Annotated in this window: 12 protein-coding genes and 1 pseudogene; 6 read left to right on the top strand and 7 right to left on the bottom strand. The window is 69.4% G+C overall.

Annotated features, from left to right (window positions below):
* Window positions 1–59: 59 nt before the first annotated feature.
* On the bottom strand, window positions 60–2,645 hold the full coding sequence (gene clpB, locus GTY67_RS17890; RefSeq protein WP_093690034.1) for an ATP-dependent chaperone ClpB: 2,586 nt from the start codon (window positions 2,643–2,645) through the stop codon (window positions 60–62).
* 200 nt (window positions 2,646–2,845) lie between these two features.
* On the opposite strand from clpB, the gene GTY67_RS17885 reads away from it, so the two are divergent.
* Window positions 2,846–3,247, top strand: a complete 402-nt coding sequence (locus tag GTY67_RS17885; protein ID WP_093690032.1) for a TIGR03618 family F420-dependent PPOX class oxidoreductase — start codon at window positions 2,846–2,848, stop codon at window positions 3,245–3,247.
* Window positions 3,248–3,354: 107 nt separating this feature from the next.
* On the opposite strand, the gene GTY67_RS17880 is transcribed toward GTY67_RS17885, so the two are convergent.
* A complete protein-coding gene (locus tag GTY67_RS17880; RefSeq protein WP_015609572.1) occupies window positions 3,355–3,675 on the bottom strand; it encodes a hypothetical protein in 321 nt (106 codons plus the stop codon).
* The gene (locus GTY67_RS17875) at window positions 3,672–3,932 is read right to left on the bottom strand and encodes a hypothetical protein (RefSeq protein ID WP_107439766.1); all 261 of its coding nucleotides are present in this window, start codon (window positions 3,930–3,932) and stop codon (window positions 3,672–3,674) included. The genes GTY67_RS17880 and GTY67_RS17875 overlap by 4 nt, the downstream gene beginning before the upstream one ends.
* Before the next feature lie 101 nt (window positions 3,933–4,033).
* Between GTY67_RS17875 and GTY67_RS17870 the strand changes: the two genes are divergently transcribed.
* From GTY67_RS17870 to GTY67_RS17860, 3 genes and pseudogenes are all read left to right on the top strand, one after another.
* A complete protein-coding gene (locus GTY67_RS17870; RefSeq protein ID WP_093690028.1) occupies window positions 4,034–5,044 on the top strand; it encodes a helix-turn-helix transcriptional regulator in 1,011 nt (336 codons plus the stop codon).
* Between the two features lie 183 nt (window positions 5,045–5,227).
* Window positions 5,228–6,254 (top strand): annotated as a pseudogene (locus tag GTY67_RS17865) (helix-turn-helix transcriptional regulator).
* A gap of 42 nt (window positions 6,255–6,296) precedes the next feature.
* Entirely contained in the window at window positions 6,297–7,280 is a 984-nt protein-coding gene (locus tag GTY67_RS17860) for a LuxR C-terminal-related transcriptional regulator (protein WP_161279318.1), read from the top strand.
* Window positions 7,281–7,367: 87 nt separating this feature from the next.
* Here GTY67_RS17860 and GTY67_RS17855 read toward each other — a convergent pair whose 3' ends face one another.
* The 4 genes from GTY67_RS17855 to dnaK all read right to left on the bottom strand — a co-directional run bounded on the left by GTY67_RS17855 (window position 7,368) and on the right by dnaK (window position 11,618).
* Window positions 7,368–7,826: a helix-turn-helix domain-containing protein gene (locus tag GTY67_RS17855; RefSeq protein WP_093690022.1), complete on the bottom strand. Its 459-nt coding sequence runs from the start codon at window positions 7,824–7,826 to the stop codon at window positions 7,368–7,370.
* Between the two features lies 1 nt (window position 7,827).
* Window positions 7,828–9,021 carry a molecular chaperone DnaJ gene (gene dnaJ / locus GTY67_RS17850; protein ID WP_093690020.1) on the bottom strand — a complete coding sequence of 398 codons (1,194 nt, stop codon included), beginning with the start codon at window positions 9,019–9,021 and terminating at the stop codon, window positions 7,828–7,830.
* Between the two features lie 96 nt (window positions 9,022–9,117).
* The gene (gene grpE, locus GTY67_RS17845) at window positions 9,118–9,768 is read right to left on the bottom strand and encodes a nucleotide exchange factor GrpE (RefSeq protein ID WP_093690018.1); all 651 of its coding nucleotides are present in this window, start codon (window positions 9,766–9,768) and stop codon (window positions 9,118–9,120) included.
* Window positions 9,765–11,618, bottom strand: coding sequence for a molecular chaperone DnaK (gene dnaK, locus GTY67_RS17840; RefSeq protein WP_161279317.1), 1,854 nt, complete (start codon window positions 11,616–11,618; stop codon window positions 9,765–9,767). Before dnaK ends, grpE begins: the two co-directional genes overlap by 4 nt.
* A gap of 613 nt (window positions 11,619–12,231) precedes the next feature.
* Here dnaK and GTY67_RS17835 point away from each other — a divergent pair.
* The gene (locus GTY67_RS17835; protein WP_161280147.1) at window positions 12,232–12,837 is read left to right on the top strand and encodes a sugar transferase; all 606 of its coding nucleotides are present in this window, start codon (window positions 12,232–12,234) and stop codon (window positions 12,835–12,837) included.
* A gap of 95 nt (window positions 12,838–12,932) precedes the next feature.
* The gene (locus tag GTY67_RS17830; protein ID WP_161279316.1) at window positions 12,933–15,215 is read left to right on the top strand and encodes a (Fe-S)-binding protein; all 2,283 of its coding nucleotides are present in this window, start codon (window positions 12,933–12,935) and stop codon (window positions 15,213–15,215) included.
* The last annotated feature ends 103 nt before the right edge of the window (window positions 15,216–15,318 follow it).

The raw sequence follows: 15,318 nt of genomic DNA, 5'->3' as shown, positions 1-15,318 counted from the left end.
GCGGCCGGGCCGGTGCTTTACGCGGCCGGGCCGGTGCTTTACGCGGCCGGGCCGGTGCTTTACGCGGCCGGGCCGACGATCAGGCCGTCCTCCGCCCGGTCCACCCGGACCGTGTCACCGTCCGTGACCTCGCCCGACAGGATCTCCTTGGCGAGCCGGTCGCCGATCGCCGTCTGGATGAGGCGGCGCAGCGGGCGTGCCCCGTACGCCGGGTCGTTGCCCTCCTGCGCGAGCCAGGCCAGCGCCTCGGGGGTGACGTCCAGGGTGAGGCGGCGGTCGGCGAGCCGGGCCGCCAGGCGGTCGACCTGGAGCTTGGCGATGTGGGCCAGCTCGTCGCCGGAGAGCGCCGAGAAGACCACCAGGTCGTCCAGCCGGTTGACGAACTCCGGCTTGAAGGAGGCCCGCACCACCTCCAGCACCTGCTCCTTTTTCACCTCGGGCTTGACCAGCGGGTCCATCAGGAACTGGCTGCCGAGGTTGGAGGTGAGGACGAGGATGGTGTTGCGGAAGTCGACCGTGCGGCCCTGGCCGTCGGTGAGCCGGCCGTCGTCGAGGACCTGGAGCAGGATGTCGAAGACCTCGGGGTGGGCCTTCTCCACCTCGTCCAGGAGGACGACGCTGTACGGGCGGCGGCGGACGGCCTCGGTGAGCTGGCCGCCCTCCTCGTAGCCGACGTAACCGGGCGGGGCACCGACCAGGCGGGCGACGCTGTGCTTCTCGCCGTACTCGCTCATGTCGATGCGGATCATGGCCCGCTCGTCGTCGAAGAGGAAGTCCGCCAGCGCCTTGGCCAGCTCGGTCTTGCCGACGCCGGTGGGGCCGAGGAAGAGGAAGGACCCGGTGGGCCGGTCGGGGTCGGCGATCCCGGCGCGCGTACGGCGTACGGCGTCGGAGACGGCCTGCACCGCCTCGCTCTGCCCGATCAGCCGCTTGCCGAGTTCGCCCTCCATCCGCAGCAGCTTCTGGGTCTCGCCCTCAAGCAGCCGCCCGGCCGGGATGCCGGTCCAGGCGCCGACGACGTCCGCGATGTCGTCCGGGCCGACCTCCTCCTTGACCATGGTGTCCTTGGAGGCTTCCTGCTCCGCCTCGGCGGCCTCCTCCAACTCCCGCTCCAGGCCCGGGATCTCCCCGTACAGCAGCTTGGAGGCGGCGTCGAAGTCGCCGTCGCGTTGCGCTCGTTCGGCTTGGCCGCGCAGCTCGTCCAGGCGCTCCTTGAGCTCACCGACCCGGTTGAGGCCCTGCTTCTCCTTCTCCCAGCGGGCGTTGAGGCCGCGCAGCTCCTCCTCCTTGTCGGCGAGGTCGCGGCGCAGCTTCTCCAGGCGCTGCTTGGAGGCGGCGTCCGACTCGTTCTTCAGCGCCAGCTCCTCCATGCGCAACCGGTCGACGGAGCGCTGGAGTTCGTCGATCTCGAGCGGCGAGGAGTCGATCTCCATACGGAGCCGGGAGGCGGCCTCGTCGACCAGGTCGATGGCCTTGTCGGGGAGGAAGCGGGAGGTGATGTAGCGGTCGGAGAGGGTGGCCGCGGCGACGAGCGCCGAGTCCGCGATCTGCACCTTGTGGTGGGCCTCGTAACGGCCCTTGAGGCCACGGAGGATCGCGATGGTGTCCTCGACGGACGGCTCGGCGACCAGCACCTGCTGGAAGCGGCGCTCCAGGGCCGGGTCCTTCTCGATGCGCTCGCGGTACTCGTCCAGCGTGGTCGCGCCGACCATGCGCAGCTCGCCGCGGGCCAGCATCGGCTTGAGCATGTTGCCCGCGTCCATGGCGGAGTCGCCGCCCGCGCCGGCGCCGACGACGGTGTGCAGCTCGTCGATGAAGGTGATGATCTGGCCGTCGCTCTCCTTGATCTCGGACAGGACGGTCTTCAGGCGCTCCTCGAACTCGCCGCGGTACTTCGCGCCCGCGACCATCGCGCCGAGGTCGAGGGAGACCAGCCGCTTGTTCTTCAGGCTCTCGGGGACGTCGCCCTTGACGATGCGCTGGGCGAGCCCTTCGACGACGGCGGTCTTGCCGACGCCGGGCTCACCGATGAGCACGGGGTTGTTCTTCGTCCGGCGCGACAGCACCTGCACGACGCGGCGGATCTCCTGGTCGCGGCCGATGACCGGGTCCAGCTTGCCTTCGCGCGCGGCGGCCGTGAAGTCGGTGCCGAACTTCTCCAGGGCCTTGTACTGGCCCTCCGGGTCGGGTGTGGTCACGCGGCGCCCTCCCCTGCTCGTCTCGAATGCGGCCAGCAGCTTCTTGGCACTGGCACCCTGCCCGTCGAGGATCTCACCGGCGCGCCCGCCCTTCGCGGCGATCCCGATCAGCAGGTGCTCGGTGGAGAGGTATTCGTCGCCCAGCTCCTTGGCTCGCTGCGCCGCGTCCTGGATGACGGCCAGCAGCTCGCGGTTGGGCTGCGGCGGGGCGACGGTGGAACCGGTGACGCTGGGCAGGGCCCCGAGCAGCCGCTCGGTCTCGCCCCGTACGACGGCCTGGTCGGCCTCGACGGCGGCGAGCAGGTCGGTGATGTTCTCGTTGTCCTCGCCGCTCAGCAGCGCGAGGAGCAGGTGTGCGGGGGTGAGATCGGGGTGCCCGTCCTTCACGGCCCTGTCGGTGGCCGCGTTGATGGCGTCCCGGCTCTTGTTGGTCAGCTCGGCGTCCACGTGTGCTTACTCCTCCTCGCAGCTGGAACTCGTCCCTTGACGGAAACAACGTGCACAAAGTTGAGTCTATTCCACTCAAGGCAAGAATACGGCACGCCGGCCCTCCGATCCGAGTGCACGCCGGCCCTCCGCTCCGAGTGAACGGGCCGCCGAGTCCGCCCGCCACCGCACCGGCACTCCCCCACGCCTACGCTTCAGCCATGGCAGACGTACGGAACCCCACCCCCGAGTACCTCGCGTTCTGGCGCGAGCGGCACGTGTGCACGCTGACGACGCTCCGCCCCGACGGCACACCGCACGTGGTGCCGGTGGGCGTGACGTACGACCCGGAGGCCGGGGTGGCACGGGTGATCACCGGCAGGAACACCCGCAAGGTCGCCAACATCCTGGCCGCTGGCCCGGAAGGGGCACGGGTCGCCGTCTGCCAGATGCACAAGGCCCGCTGGGCGACGCTGGAGGGCCGCGCGACCATCCGCAGCGAGCCGGAGGTGGTCGCGGACGCGGAGAGCCGCTACGCGGAGCGCTACGAGCGCACGCCGAGGCCCAACCCGGAGCGCATCGTCATCGAGATCGCCCTCGACCGGGCGCTCGGAAACGCCTGATCCCCTCCCGTACGGGAACAGCACAACGGCGCCACCGTGTTCAGGTCACGGTGGCGCCGCTGTGTGGGGGAAGCGCCTGGAGCGACAGGTGACGACGGGGGAATCGCTCAGGCACTGCGGGGGGTGGCGGAAAGGGGTTCTGACGCGATCAGCTCATGGTCCCGCTGATCGAGGTTCACAAAGATCATCCCGTACCTGACGGCGCAGCGGACGGGCTGCGGCGCGCCACGGGGGCGTCGGAGACAGCGATAGGCGCGGACGTCCTCGTCCTCTTCCATCACGACGACGATCGGCTCTCCGAACAGGGTGACCATCAACGAGTCGCCACGGCGGGGGAGTGCCGTGAGCAGATCGATGAAATGCCACCCTGAGCGATAGGCGGTTGCCATCTCGCGCCGGAAGGTGCGATCGTCCGGCGGCGTGGTCATGCGACCGTGTCGGACGGAGCGGACCAGCTGATCTCGCCGGGCGCCGACGTCTTGGGCGCAAACCAGCTGATCTCGTCAGCTGCTGCGGCCTGCACGGACCAGCTGATCTCACCGCCGGCCACCGAGGCATCGGCGGACCAGCTGATCTCGTCGGCCCGGGGTGCCGCCGAGCTCCCTGCCGCGCCGCCTGCCACGCCAAAGCCCAGGGCCGCGACAAAAGCGGCGGCAAGCACCGAGCGAAGCATTCGCTTTTCCATAGTCGGCTTCGTCCTCACTTGTGGATTCCTCTCCCCCGCATTCACGACGATGTCTCAACCGGGTAGGGGAACGCCACCGGGACGATGCATCATGTTCCTGCATGTTCAGGAACCTGGGGGGTGGAGATATGGCCACAAGAGAGACAAAGCCGACACATCCTCACGGCGTCACAGAGCTGTGTGACGAGGGAAAGCGGCTCTACGCCAGCGCACTGCGATCCGGACGAATCTCCCGATCGGAAGTCGAGCCCGCTCCCTGTCTGATGGATTTCGCGCTACTGCACCCCGACCCGGACGACACCACATGGCTCCGGCCCATCGCCCCGTCCGCGGCACTGGCCCAGCGCCTGCACCCCATCGAGCGGGAGATCCAGGAACGCAGACGGCGTTCCGTGGAACTGGCGGACTCCTTCGAGCCGTTCATGGACATCAGCGCCCAGGACCCGCCCACCACCCACGCCATCACGGTCCTGGAAGGCAGCCACCGAATCAATGCCGCCCTCGACCTCGCCACCGCCGAGTGCCGCACCGAGGTCCTCACCGTCCAACCCGGCGGCGACCGCGGTGAGGACCGCCTCAGCGAAGGTCTCGAACGCGCCCTCTCCGTGGTGGACCGGGGCGTCGCCATGCGCACCCTCTACCAGCACACCGTGCGGCACAGCCAGGGCACCCTCGCCTATGCCGCCCGTCTGGCCGAGAGCAAGGTGGAGATACGCACGCTCGAAGAACTCATCGAGCGGCTGCTGGTCTTCGACCGCACCGTTGCCTTCATACCCGCACGCAACGACGACCAAGTCGCTCTCGAACTCCGCCATCCCGGGCTGATCGACTACCTCGTCAAGGTCTTCGAGCAGCTCTGGAGCCGGGCCTCGCCCCTCCTCGGCGAGCTTCAGTACGACCCACCCCCCAAGGGGATCAGCGGCGTTCAGCGGTCCATCGCGCAGCTGCTGGTGGAAGGTCATGTGGACGACTCGATCGCCCGGCGCCTCGGCATGAACGTACGCACGTGTCGCGCCCACGTCGCCAAACTCTCCGCCATCCTGGGCAGCACCAGTCGGGCTCAACTCGGTTACCTCATAGCGCGGTCGGGAATTCTGGACGCGGATTCCTGACCGCCCGGCCCAGCCTTTCCGCCTCGATCACCTGAAGCGTGACTGCGCAATGGGGGAGAGCACCGCCACGCCCCAGGCCGCACCGAGAGAGTTCCCGGCTCCCCCGACGGGTCCAGACTCTCCCGGTAACTAGGCTGACGCCACCGTCCACTTGTTGCACTGCATAAAGCAGGGGGATCCCAAATGGGCACAGAAGAAGGCAGAACGGATCACCGCCCGCACGGAAGTACCGAGCTGTGCGATGCGGCACTCCGCCTCTACGAACGTGCTCTGCGCCGGACGGGTGGCCCGCCCCGACCTCACGGCCGCACCCTGCCTCATCGAACTCGGCCTGCTCCACCCGGATCCCTGGGACGACGCGTGGATGCATCCCGTGCCTCCGTCCGCCGCTCTGGCCAACCTCCTGCAACCGGTCTCCCGGGAGATCGACGAACGCCTGCGCCTCGCGACCGCCCTGAGCCGGACCCTCTTCCCGCTGACCGCCGTCGCCCATGACGACCCCAACCTCGCCATCACCGTGCTGGAGGGGGTCCCGGCCATCCAGGCGTCCCTGAACGAAGCCACCGCCACGGCCACGGACGAGATCCTCACGGCCCAGCCCGGCAGCGACCGCCCGGCCAGCACCCTGCGGGAGGCGCTGGCCAACGCCCACACGGCGATCCGGCGCGGCGCCAGGATCCGGCACATCTACCAGCACCCGGCCCGCTACAGCAGCGCCGTCCGGGACTACCTGGCCCAGGTCCCGGCCCAGCACCTCCAGGTGCGCACAACGGAGTTGACCGTTGAGCGGCTGATCATCGTCGACCGGACCGTGGCGTACATCCCGGCCTCCGCCGACCGCAACACCGCCCTGCGGATCAGCCACCCCGCCCTGGTCTCCTACCTGATCCAGGTGTACGAGGTCCTCTGGGCCCAGGCCGTCCCCCTGGCCGAGAACCACCAGGCGACCGCACCGGGCGCCCCGGTCACCGCCGTCCAGCACAGCATCGCCCGCCTCCTCGCCGAAGGCCACGTCGACGACGTGGTGGCCCGCAAGATGGGCATCAGCGTCCGCACCTGCCGCTCCCACATAGCCAAACTCATGCAGAGCCTCGGAGCCACCAGCCGCACCCACCTGGGCACCCTCCTCGTCGAGTCGGGCATCGTCGAAGCGACGGGCGCCGAACAGACGTCACGGCAGGCTCCGACGCGTCCGGCGAACGGCAACTAGCCTCGTCCGAGGGGCATACCGAAACCTGCGGGGGGCCGAGGCATGTGCACGACGGCGGAAAGCACGGACGGAGCGGGGACCGTCCACGGCCTCTGCGAGTCCGCCATGAGCCTCTACGCGACGGCTCTGCGGGAAGGGCACCTGCCCCGGACGGACCTCGCCGAGGCGCCCTGCCTGATCCAGCGCGGCCTGGTCCACCCGGACCCGGACGACGAGCGGTGGGTACGCCCCGTACCGCCGTCGGCCGCGCTCACGCGCCTGCTCAGGCCCTTCGCCCAGGAGGTCTTCGAGCGCCTCGACACCACGGCCGCGCTCGTCGACGCCCTCCTGCCGCTGACCTCGATCGCCGGTCGCGAGCCGCACCCCGAGATCACCGTCGTCAGCGGGAAACCGGCGATCCAGGAGTCCCTCGAAGAAGCCGGCCGCAGAACCCGGGAGCACATCCTGACCCTCCACCCGGGCAGCAAGCGCCCCGCCGAACTCCTCGAACGCGCCCGGAAGAACGCCTTGCCGCCCCTTCGGCGCGGGGTGTCCGTGCGCCACATCTACCAGCACTCCGCGCGCTACAACCTGCCCCTGAACCACTACGTGGACCGGTTGCCGTACGACGGACTCCAGATCCGCACCATGGAGCAGACCCCCGAACGCCTCTTCATCTTCGACCGGATCGCCTACCTCCCGACCTCGTCCCGACGCGACGTGGCCCTGCGCATCACGCACCCCGCCCTCGTCCGCTACCTCATCCACGTCTACGACGTCCTGTGGGCCGCGGCGACCCCCTTCGACGAACCCCTGCCGACGGCGCTCCCCAACACCCCCCTCACCGCCGTCCAGCACAGCATCGCCCGCCTCCTCGCCGAAGGCCACGTCGACGACGTGGTGGCCCGCAAGATGGGCATCAGCGTCCGGACCTGCCGCTCCCACATCGCCAAACTCATGCAGAGCCTCGGAGCCACCAGCCGCACCCATCTCGGCGCCCTCCTCGCCCGCTCCGGCATCGCGAGGGCCGGTCACGGCGGTGCGTGAGGCGCCCGGGCGACCGCCGCACGCACGACAGCGGGGCCGGGAAGGCGTCATGAACGCCCTCCCGGCCCCGCAGGTCCCCGCGGTCTTCTACTGCTCGGTCGGCGACCGCTTCGGCTTCGGCCGCCACACCACCAGCGCGCTGGTCTGCTGCACGTCCTGGTACGGCACGAGATCGCGCCGGTACGAGGCGTGCACCTGGGCCTCGCGCTGCTGCATGGCCACCGCCGCGCCGTCCACCGCCGCCGAGAGCTCGGCGACGCGCTGCTGGAGCGCGGCCACCTGGTTCTCCAACTCGATGATGCGCTTGATGCCCGCCAGGTTGATGCCCTCGTCCTGCGACAGCTGCTGCACGGTGCGCAGCAACTCGATGTCGCGGGCCGAATAGCGCCGGCCGCGCCCGGCCGTACGGTCCGGGGAGACCAGGCCGAGACGGTCGTACTGGCGCAGCGTCTGCGGGTGCAGGCCCGAGAGCTGGGCCGCGATCGAGATCACGTACACCGGTGAGTCATCGGTCAGCTGGTACGGATTGCGTCGACGGCCGTCCATCTCAAGCTCCCTTCGCGGCCTGGAACAGTTCCGCCCGCGGGTCCTCGTCCGCGGTCGCCTTGCGGTAGGTCTCCAGCGCGTCCCTGGCCTCCTGGCCGAGGTCCTTGGGGACCGCCACCTCCACGGTGACCAGCAGGTCGCCGCGGGTGCCGTCCTTGCGCACCGCGCCCTTGCCCCGGGCGCGCATCGTACGCCCGTTGGGGGTGCCTGCGGGCAGTTTCAGGGTGACCGGCGGACCGCCGAGGGTGGGGACCTTCACCTCGCCGCCGAGCGTCGCCTCCGGGTAGGTGACGGGCACGGTGACCGTGAGGTTGTCGCCCTTGCGGCCGAAGACCGGGTGGGCGCCGACGTGGACGACGACGTACAGATCGCCGGCCGGTCCGCCGCGCTCGCCCGGGCCGCCCTTGCCGCGCAGCCGGATGCGCTGGCCGTCGGAGACGCCCGCCGGGATCCTGACCTGCATGGTGCGGGCCGACTTCGCCCGGCCGCTGCCGTGGCAGACGTCGCAGGGGTCCTGGGCGATGAGACCCCGGCCCTTGCAGTCCACGCACGGGTCGGTGAGCGAGAAGCCTCCGCCGGTGCCGCGCGAGACCTGGCCGGTGCCGACACAGGTCGGGCAGACCCTGGGGGTGCCGTTCTTGTCGCCGGTGCCCGAACACGCCTTGCAGGGCGCCTGGCTGGACATCCGCAGCGGGACCGTGGCCCCGTCGACCGCCTCGGTGAAGCTGAGCGTCACCTCGGACTCGATGTCCTGGCCGCGCCGCGGCTGGACCCGGGCGCCGGTGCCACCGCGGTTGAACAGCCCGCCGAAGACGTCGCCGAGACCGCCCCCGCCGCCGCCGAACCCGCCGCCCGCACCGCCCTGGCCGCCGCCCGGGGCGCCTCCGCCGAAGAGGTCGCCCAGGTCGAAGTTGAAGTTTCCGCCCGCACCACCGGGGCCGGCGCGGAAGCCACCGTTGCCGAAGAGGGCGCGCGCCTCGTCGTACTCCTTGCGCCGCTTGGAGTCGCCGAGGACGTCGTTCGCCTCGGAGATCTCCTTGAACCGCTCCTCCGCCTTGGCGTCACCCTTGTTGGCGTCGGGGTGGAACTCGCGGGCGAGCTTGCGGTACGCCTTCTTGATCTCGGCGTCGGTGGCGTCCTTGGGGACGCCGAGGACCTTGTAGTAGTCCTTCTCGACGAAGTCCTTCGTGCTCATCGACGTCCCTCCTTCCGGACGATCGGCGCGGCGGCCGGCCCGTGGGCCGACCGCCGGACCGGTCGGTGTGCACCCCGGTGGTCGAACGGATTCCCGTCAGACCTCCTCGGTGCCACCGCTCTCCTCGTCGTCTGTCTTCTCTTCCTTGGCCGCGGCGGGCGTGGCGCCCGGCTGCGGCTCGGCGACGGCCACCCGCGCGGGGCGGATGGTGCGCTCGCCGATGCGATACCCCGGCTGGAGGATCGCCACGCAGGTCGTCTCGGTGACGTCCGGCGCGTAGCTGTGCATCAGGGCCTCGTGGATCGTCGGGTCGAAGGGCTCGCCCTCCTTGCCGAACTGCTGGAGGCCCAGCTTCGCGACGACCGTCTCCAGCGATTCGGCGACCGACTTGAAGCCGCCGAGCAGCTCGCCGTGCTCCCGTGCGCGGCCGACGTCGTCGAGTACGGGCAGGAGCTCGGACAGGAGGTTCGCGACGGCGATCTCCTTGACCGTGACCCGGTCCCGCTCCACGCGGCGGCGGTAGTTCTGGTACTCGGCCTGGAGCCGCTGGAGGTCCGCGGTGCGCTCGCTCAGCGCCGTACGGACCTGATCCAGCTGGGCCGTCAGGCCGGCGGTCTGGTCGGTGTCCCCGGCCGGGGCCGCCGCCTCCTCCTCGGAGGGTGCGGCAGCCTTCGGCTCGGCGTCATCAGGGGTGGCGCCGGAGGGGACGTCGGGCTTCTCCTCGAAGCCCGGAGTCTCCTCGGTCACGCCGCACCGCCCTTGGTGTCCTTCTCGTCGTCCACGATCTCGGCGTCGACGACATCGTCATCGGCCTTGCCCTGGGCGTCGCCCGGAGCCTCGGCACCCGGCGCCGCACCCTCGGCCTGGGCGTTGGCGTACATCGCCTGGCCCAGCTTCTGGGAGACGGCGGCGACCTTCTCGGTGGCCGTACGGATCTCGGCGGTGTCCTCGCCCTTGAGCTTCTCCTTCAGCTCGCCGACAGCGGTCTCCACCTCCGTCTTGACGTCCGCGGGGACCTTGTCCTCGTTGTCCTTGAGGAACTTCTCCGTCTGGTAGACGAGCTGCTCGCCCTGGTTGCGCGACTCGGCGGCCTCGCGGCGGGCGTGGTCCTCCTCCGCGTACTTCTCGGCCTCTTCGCGCATCCGGTTGACCTCGTCCTTCGGCAGCGAGGAGCCGCCGGTGACGGTCATCTTCTGCTCCTTGCCGGTGCCGAGGTCCTTGGCGGCGACGTGCATGATGCCGTTGGCGTCGATGTCGAAGGCGACCTCGATCTGCGGGACACCGCGCGGGGCCGGCGGCAGGCCGGTCAGCTCGAACATCCCGAGCTTCTTGTTGTACGCCGCGATCTCGCGCTCGCCCTGGTAGACCTGGATCTGCACGGAGGGCTGGTTGTCCTCGGCCGTCGTGAAGATCTCGGAGCGCTTGGTCGGGATCGTGGTGTTGCGCTCGATGAGCTTGGTCATGATCCCTCCCTTGGTCTCGATGCCGAGGGAGAGCGGGGTGACGTCGAGGAGCAGGACGTCCTTGACCTCGCCCTTGAGGACACCGGCCTGGAGCGAGGCGCCGATGGCGACGACCTCGTCCGGGTTCACACCCTTGTTGGCCTCCTGGCCACCGGTCAGCTCCTTGACGAGCTCGGCGACGGCCGGCATACGGGTGGAGCCACCGACGAGAACGACGTGGTCGATCTCGGAGAGCTGGATGCCCGCGTCCTTGATGACGTTGTGGAACGGGGTCTTGCAGCGGTCCAGGAGGTCCGCGGTCAGCTGCTGGAACTGCGAGCGCGTGAGCTTCTCGTCCAGGTGCAGCGGGCCCTCGGCGGACGCCGTGATGTAGGGCAGGTTGATCGTGGTCTCGGTCGAGGACGACAGCTCGATCTTCGCCTTCTCCGCGGCCTCGCGGAGACGCTGGAGAGCCATCTTGTCCTTGGACAGGTCCACGCCGTGCCCGTTGGCGAACTGCTTCACCAGGTAGTCGACGACGCGCTGGTCCCAGTCGTCACCACCGAGGTGGTTGTCACCGTTGGTGGCCTTCACCTCGACGACGCCGTCACCGATCTCCAGGAGCGACACGTCGAAGGTGCCGCCACCGAGGTCGAAGACGAGGATCGTCTGGTCGTCCTTGTCCAGGCCGTACGCCAGCGCGGCGGCGGTCGGCTCGTTGACGATGCGCAGGACGTTGAGGCCCGCGATCTCACCGGCCTCCTTGGTCGCCTGACGCTCGGAGTCGTTGAAGTACGCCGGGACGGTGATGACCGCGTCGGTCACCTTCTCGCCCAGGTAGGACTCGGCGTCGCGCTTCAGCTTCTGCAGGATGAAGGCGCTCATCTGCTGCGGGTTGAAGCTCTTGCCGTCGAGGTCGATCTTCCAGTCCGTGCCCATGTGGCGCTTGACGGAGCGGATGGTCCTGTCGACGTTGGTGACCGCCTGGCGCTTGGCCACCTCGCCGACGAGCACCTCGCCGTTCTTGGCGAAGGCGACGACGGACGGCGTGGTCCTGGCGCCTTCGGCGTTGGTGATGACGGTGGGCTCGCCGCCTTCGAGAACGCTGACGACGGAGTTAGTCGTGCCCAGGTCGATGCCGACCGCACGTGCCATTTCAATTCCTCCAACTGACTACTTGAGTGGATCTGACTCAAGAATGCACGACACCGGTCCCGGAGTCAACAGACCTGAGTCGGTCAGACTCAACTTAGGTGCACGCGCACGCCGCCATCACCCCCTCTTCTCCACCCCACGCCCCCACCCGCGCACGCCACACCCCTCGCGCACCGCCCGACCCACCATCCCACCGTGGGATCGTTCTGTCACAAAATGCCGCGAGACGGTCAGAAACGTCATCGATCGGCTGGTACGGGCACACACTCCATCGGACTCCGAACCCCGGGCGGGCGCGATGCGGAACGCGAGACAGCGGCGCGTGCGACAGAAGAACCAGAGGAAGAAGCAGCAGAGGCGGCAGGGACAGCAAGGGCAGCAAGGGCAGAGGAAGCGAGCGCAGTCACAGGCCCGGGCGCAAACGCCGGACACACAGGCCCAGACCCAGGTACGGGCGGAGGCGCAGGCGGAGTCACAACCGCAGGCGCAGCCGCAGGCAGCCCTTCACCCCCAGCCCCACCCCACGGCTCACCCACCCCCACCCAGGCGCCCCCCGCACCCCCACCCCACCGGCACCGCCCGAGGCCACTTCCCCTCCCGACCCGCCGCACGCCTGGCGGGCCTCAGCGACCGGGCCGAGCACCTCGCGGCCCGCCTCGCCCCCCGCGCATCGGCCGAACGGGTGCTGGACCTGACCCTCGGCACCGCCCTCCTCGTCGCGACCGCCCCCGCCGTCGCCGCCGGGGCCCTCGCCCTGGCGCTCCGGCGGGGCCCCGGCAACGTATGGAAGCGCAGCACCCGTACGGGTCTGGGCGGCCAGGTCTTCACCCTCCGCACCCTGCGCACCCGCCGGCTCCGGCTGGACCTGTTCTCCCGGCTCCCCCATGTCGTCCGGGGCGAGCTCTCCCTCGTAGGGCCGGCCCCGCTGGCCCCGGGTGACCCCCGCGCGGCGTGGCCGGGTGCCCGGCAGTGGCGGCAGGAGCTGCGGCCGGGGCTGACCGGGCTGGCGCAGGTGCGGGCCCGGTCCGGCATGCCGTGGGACGACCCCGCCCTGCTGGACCAGCACTACGCAGAGCACCATGGAGTGGTACTCGACCTGGCGATCCTGGCGGAAGCCGTACGCGACTCCCTGCGGGCGGCGCTCGGGAAGGCACGGTCAACCAAGGCACACCTGAGCGACACAGATCACCGCTCGCCCGGCTACAGCCGGGTGGACTAAGTGGATAGTGTCAGCACAGACTAATTAAGTTACTGCTTAGTAGTAGTGGGCAGTCGTAACTGGATCCCGCTCTCGCAGGCCCGAGGAGCCCCGAAATGCAACTCGCCGCGATCATCGTGTCGCTGGTGCTGACGGTCGTCGGCGTTGCGCTCATCACCCGAGCCGTCGCGCAGATCTACCGCTTCGTCCGTCTCGGACAGCCGGTACCAGCAGGCAGCCGCACCGACGACCCCAAGCAGCGGACGATCACCCTGGTCAAGGAGTTCCTCGGCCACACCCGGATGAACCGGTGGGGGATCGTCGGCTTCGCCCACTGGTTCGTCGCGATCGGCTTCCTGACCCTGCCGCCGACGCTGCTCCAGGCATACGGGCAGCTCTTCCAGGCGGACTGGGTGCTGCCGGTCATCGGCAGCTTCCTGCCGTTCGAGATGTACATCGAGTTCATCGGCCTGATGACGGTCGTCGGCATCGTCGCCCTGATGGTGATCCGGCTGCTGAACCTGCCCTCCCGGGCCGGCCGCAAGTCGCGCTTCGCGGGATCCAAGGCCTGGCAGGCGTACTTCGTCGAGTACATCATCCTGATCATCGGCCTCGCGATCCTCACGCTGCGCGGTCTTGAGGGCGCGATCCACCACGTCGACAGCTACGGCCCCGCCTACTTCGTGTCGTACCCCCTGGTGCTCGCCTTCAAGGGGCTGAGCGTCAGCACGCTCCAGACGCTCATCTACTTCACCGCGATGATCAAGATCGGCACCTCGCTGATCTGGATGATCACGGTCTCGCTCAACACCAACATGGGTGTCGCCTGGCACCGCTTCCTCGGCTTCCCGAACATCTGGTTCAAGCGGAACGCCGACGGCGACGTCGCGCTCGGCGCGCTGCTGCCGATGACGACGGGCGGCAAGGAGATCGACTGGGAGGACCCGGCCGAGGACGCCGTCTTCGGTGTCTCCCAGGTCGAGCAGTTCTCCTGGAAGGGCATCCTCGACTTCTCCACCTGCACCGAGTGCGGCCGCTGCCAGTCCCAGTGCCCCGCCTGGAACACCGGCAAGCCGCTCTCCCCGAAGCTCCTGATCATGTCGCTGCGCGACCACGCGCACGCCAAGGCCCCCTACCTCCTGGCCGGCGGCGGCAAGGACATGGAGGGCAACGAGAAGGCCACCGAGGAGCAGCTCAAGGACGTCCCGGCGTCCGCCCTGGCCGAGGCCGAGCGCCCACTGATCGGCACCGCCGAGGAGAACGGCGTCATCGACCCGGACGTGCTCTGGTCCTGCACCACCTGCGGTGCGTGCGTGGAGCAGTGCCCGGTCGACATCGAACACATCGACCACATCGTCGACATGCGCCGCTACCAGGTGATGATCGAGTCCGCGTTCCCGTCCGAGGCGGGCACGATGCTCAAGAACCTGGAGAAGAAGGGCAACCCCTGGGGGCTGGCCAAGAAGCAGCGCGTGGAGTGGACGAAGGAGGTCGACTTCGAGGTCCCGATCGTCGGCAAGGACGTCGAGGACCTCACCGAGGTCGACTACCTGTACTGGGTCGGCTGCGCGGGCGCCCTGGAGGACCGGGCCAAGAAGACCACCAAGGCCTTCGCGGAGCTGCTGCACATCGCGGGCGTCAAGTTCGCGATCATGGGCGGCGACGAGAAGTGCACCGGTGACTCCGCCCGCCGCCTGGGCAACGAGCCGCTGTTCCAGCAGCTCGGCCAGGAGAACGTCGCGATGCTGAACATGGCGTTCGGCGAGGATTCCGCCGAAGGTGAGGAAAGCGCGCCGGAGACGAAGAAGCCCAAGTCGTCGAAGAAGATCGTCGCGACCTGCCCGCACTGCTTCAACACGATCGCGAACGAGTACCCGCAGCTCGGCGGCGAGTACGAGGTCATCCACCACACCCAGCTGCTCCAGCACCTCATCGACGAAGGCAAGCTGATCCCGGTGACCCCGGTCGAGGGCCTGATCACGTACCACGACCCGTGCTACCTGGGCCGGCACAACAAGATCTACACCCCGCCGCGCGAGATCATCGCGAAGGTCCCGGGCCTGCGGAACGAGGAGATGCACCGCCACAAGGAGCGCGGCTTCTGCTGCGGCGCCGGTGGTGCCCGGATGTGGATGGAGGAGCGGATCGGCAAGCGCGTCAACAACGAGCGCGTCGACGAGGCCCTCGCCCTCAACCCGGACATCGTCTCGACGGCCTGCCCGTTCTGCCTCGTCATGCTGACCGACTCGGTCAACGGCAAGAAGAACGACGGCCAGGCCAAGGAGTCCATCCAGGTCGTGGACGTCTCGCAGCTCCTGCTGGAGTCCGTGAAGGCGCCCGTCGACCCGACCGGCGAGCCGGAGCAGGTGGACGCACCGGAGCCGGAACCGGCAAAGTGACGTAACGCATCAGCGCGATGAGCGGCCGGACCTGCCTCGGGGGCAGGACCGGCCGCTTTTCCGTGCGTACGGGAACGGGTGGGTGACGCGGTTCCTCCGTGCG

It is taken from the genome of Streptomyces sp. SID8374 (genome assembly GCF_009865135.1).
GTDB lineage: Bacteria > Actinomycetota > Actinomycetes > Streptomycetales > Streptomycetaceae > Streptomyces.
Note: the sequence above shows the minus strand (reverse complement) of the source record. Positions and strands in the feature narration are given on the sequence as shown.

Bases quoted from the DNA above. Each gene is read 5' to 3' on its own strand.
- GTY67_RS17885 (WP_093690032.1), top strand. From the start codon at position 2,846: ATGGCAGACGTACGGAACCCCACCCCCGAGTACCTCGCGTTCTGGCGC.
- GTY67_RS17880 (WP_015609572.1), bottom strand. From the start codon at position 3,675: ATGACCACGCCGCCGGACGATCGCACCTTCCGGCGCGAGATGGCAACC.
- GTY67_RS17875 (WP_107439766.1), bottom strand. From the start codon at position 3,932: ATGGAAAAGCGAATGCTTCGCTCGGTGCTTGCCGCCGCTTTTGTCGCG.
- GTY67_RS17870 (WP_093690028.1), top strand. From the start codon at position 4,034: ATGTTCAGGAACCTGGGGGGTGGAGATATGGCCACAAGAGAGACAAAG.
- GTY67_RS17860 (WP_161279318.1), top strand. From the start codon at position 6,297: ATGTGCACGACGGCGGAAAGCACGGACGGAGCGGGGACCGTCCACGGC.
- GTY67_RS17855 (WP_093690022.1), bottom strand. From the start codon at position 7,826: ATGGACGGCCGTCGACGCAATCCGTACCAGCTGACCGATGACTCACCG.
- dnaJ (WP_093690020.1), bottom strand. From the start codon at position 9,021: ATGAGCACGAAGGACTTCGTCGAGAAGGACTACTACAAGGTCCTCGGC.
- dnaK (WP_161279317.1), bottom strand. From the start codon at position 11,618: ATGGCACGTGCGGTCGGCATCGACCTGGGCACGACTAACTCCGTCGTC.
- GTY67_RS17830 (WP_161279316.1), top strand. From the start codon at position 12,933: ATGCAACTCGCCGCGATCATCGTGTCGCTGGTGCTGACGGTCGTCGGC.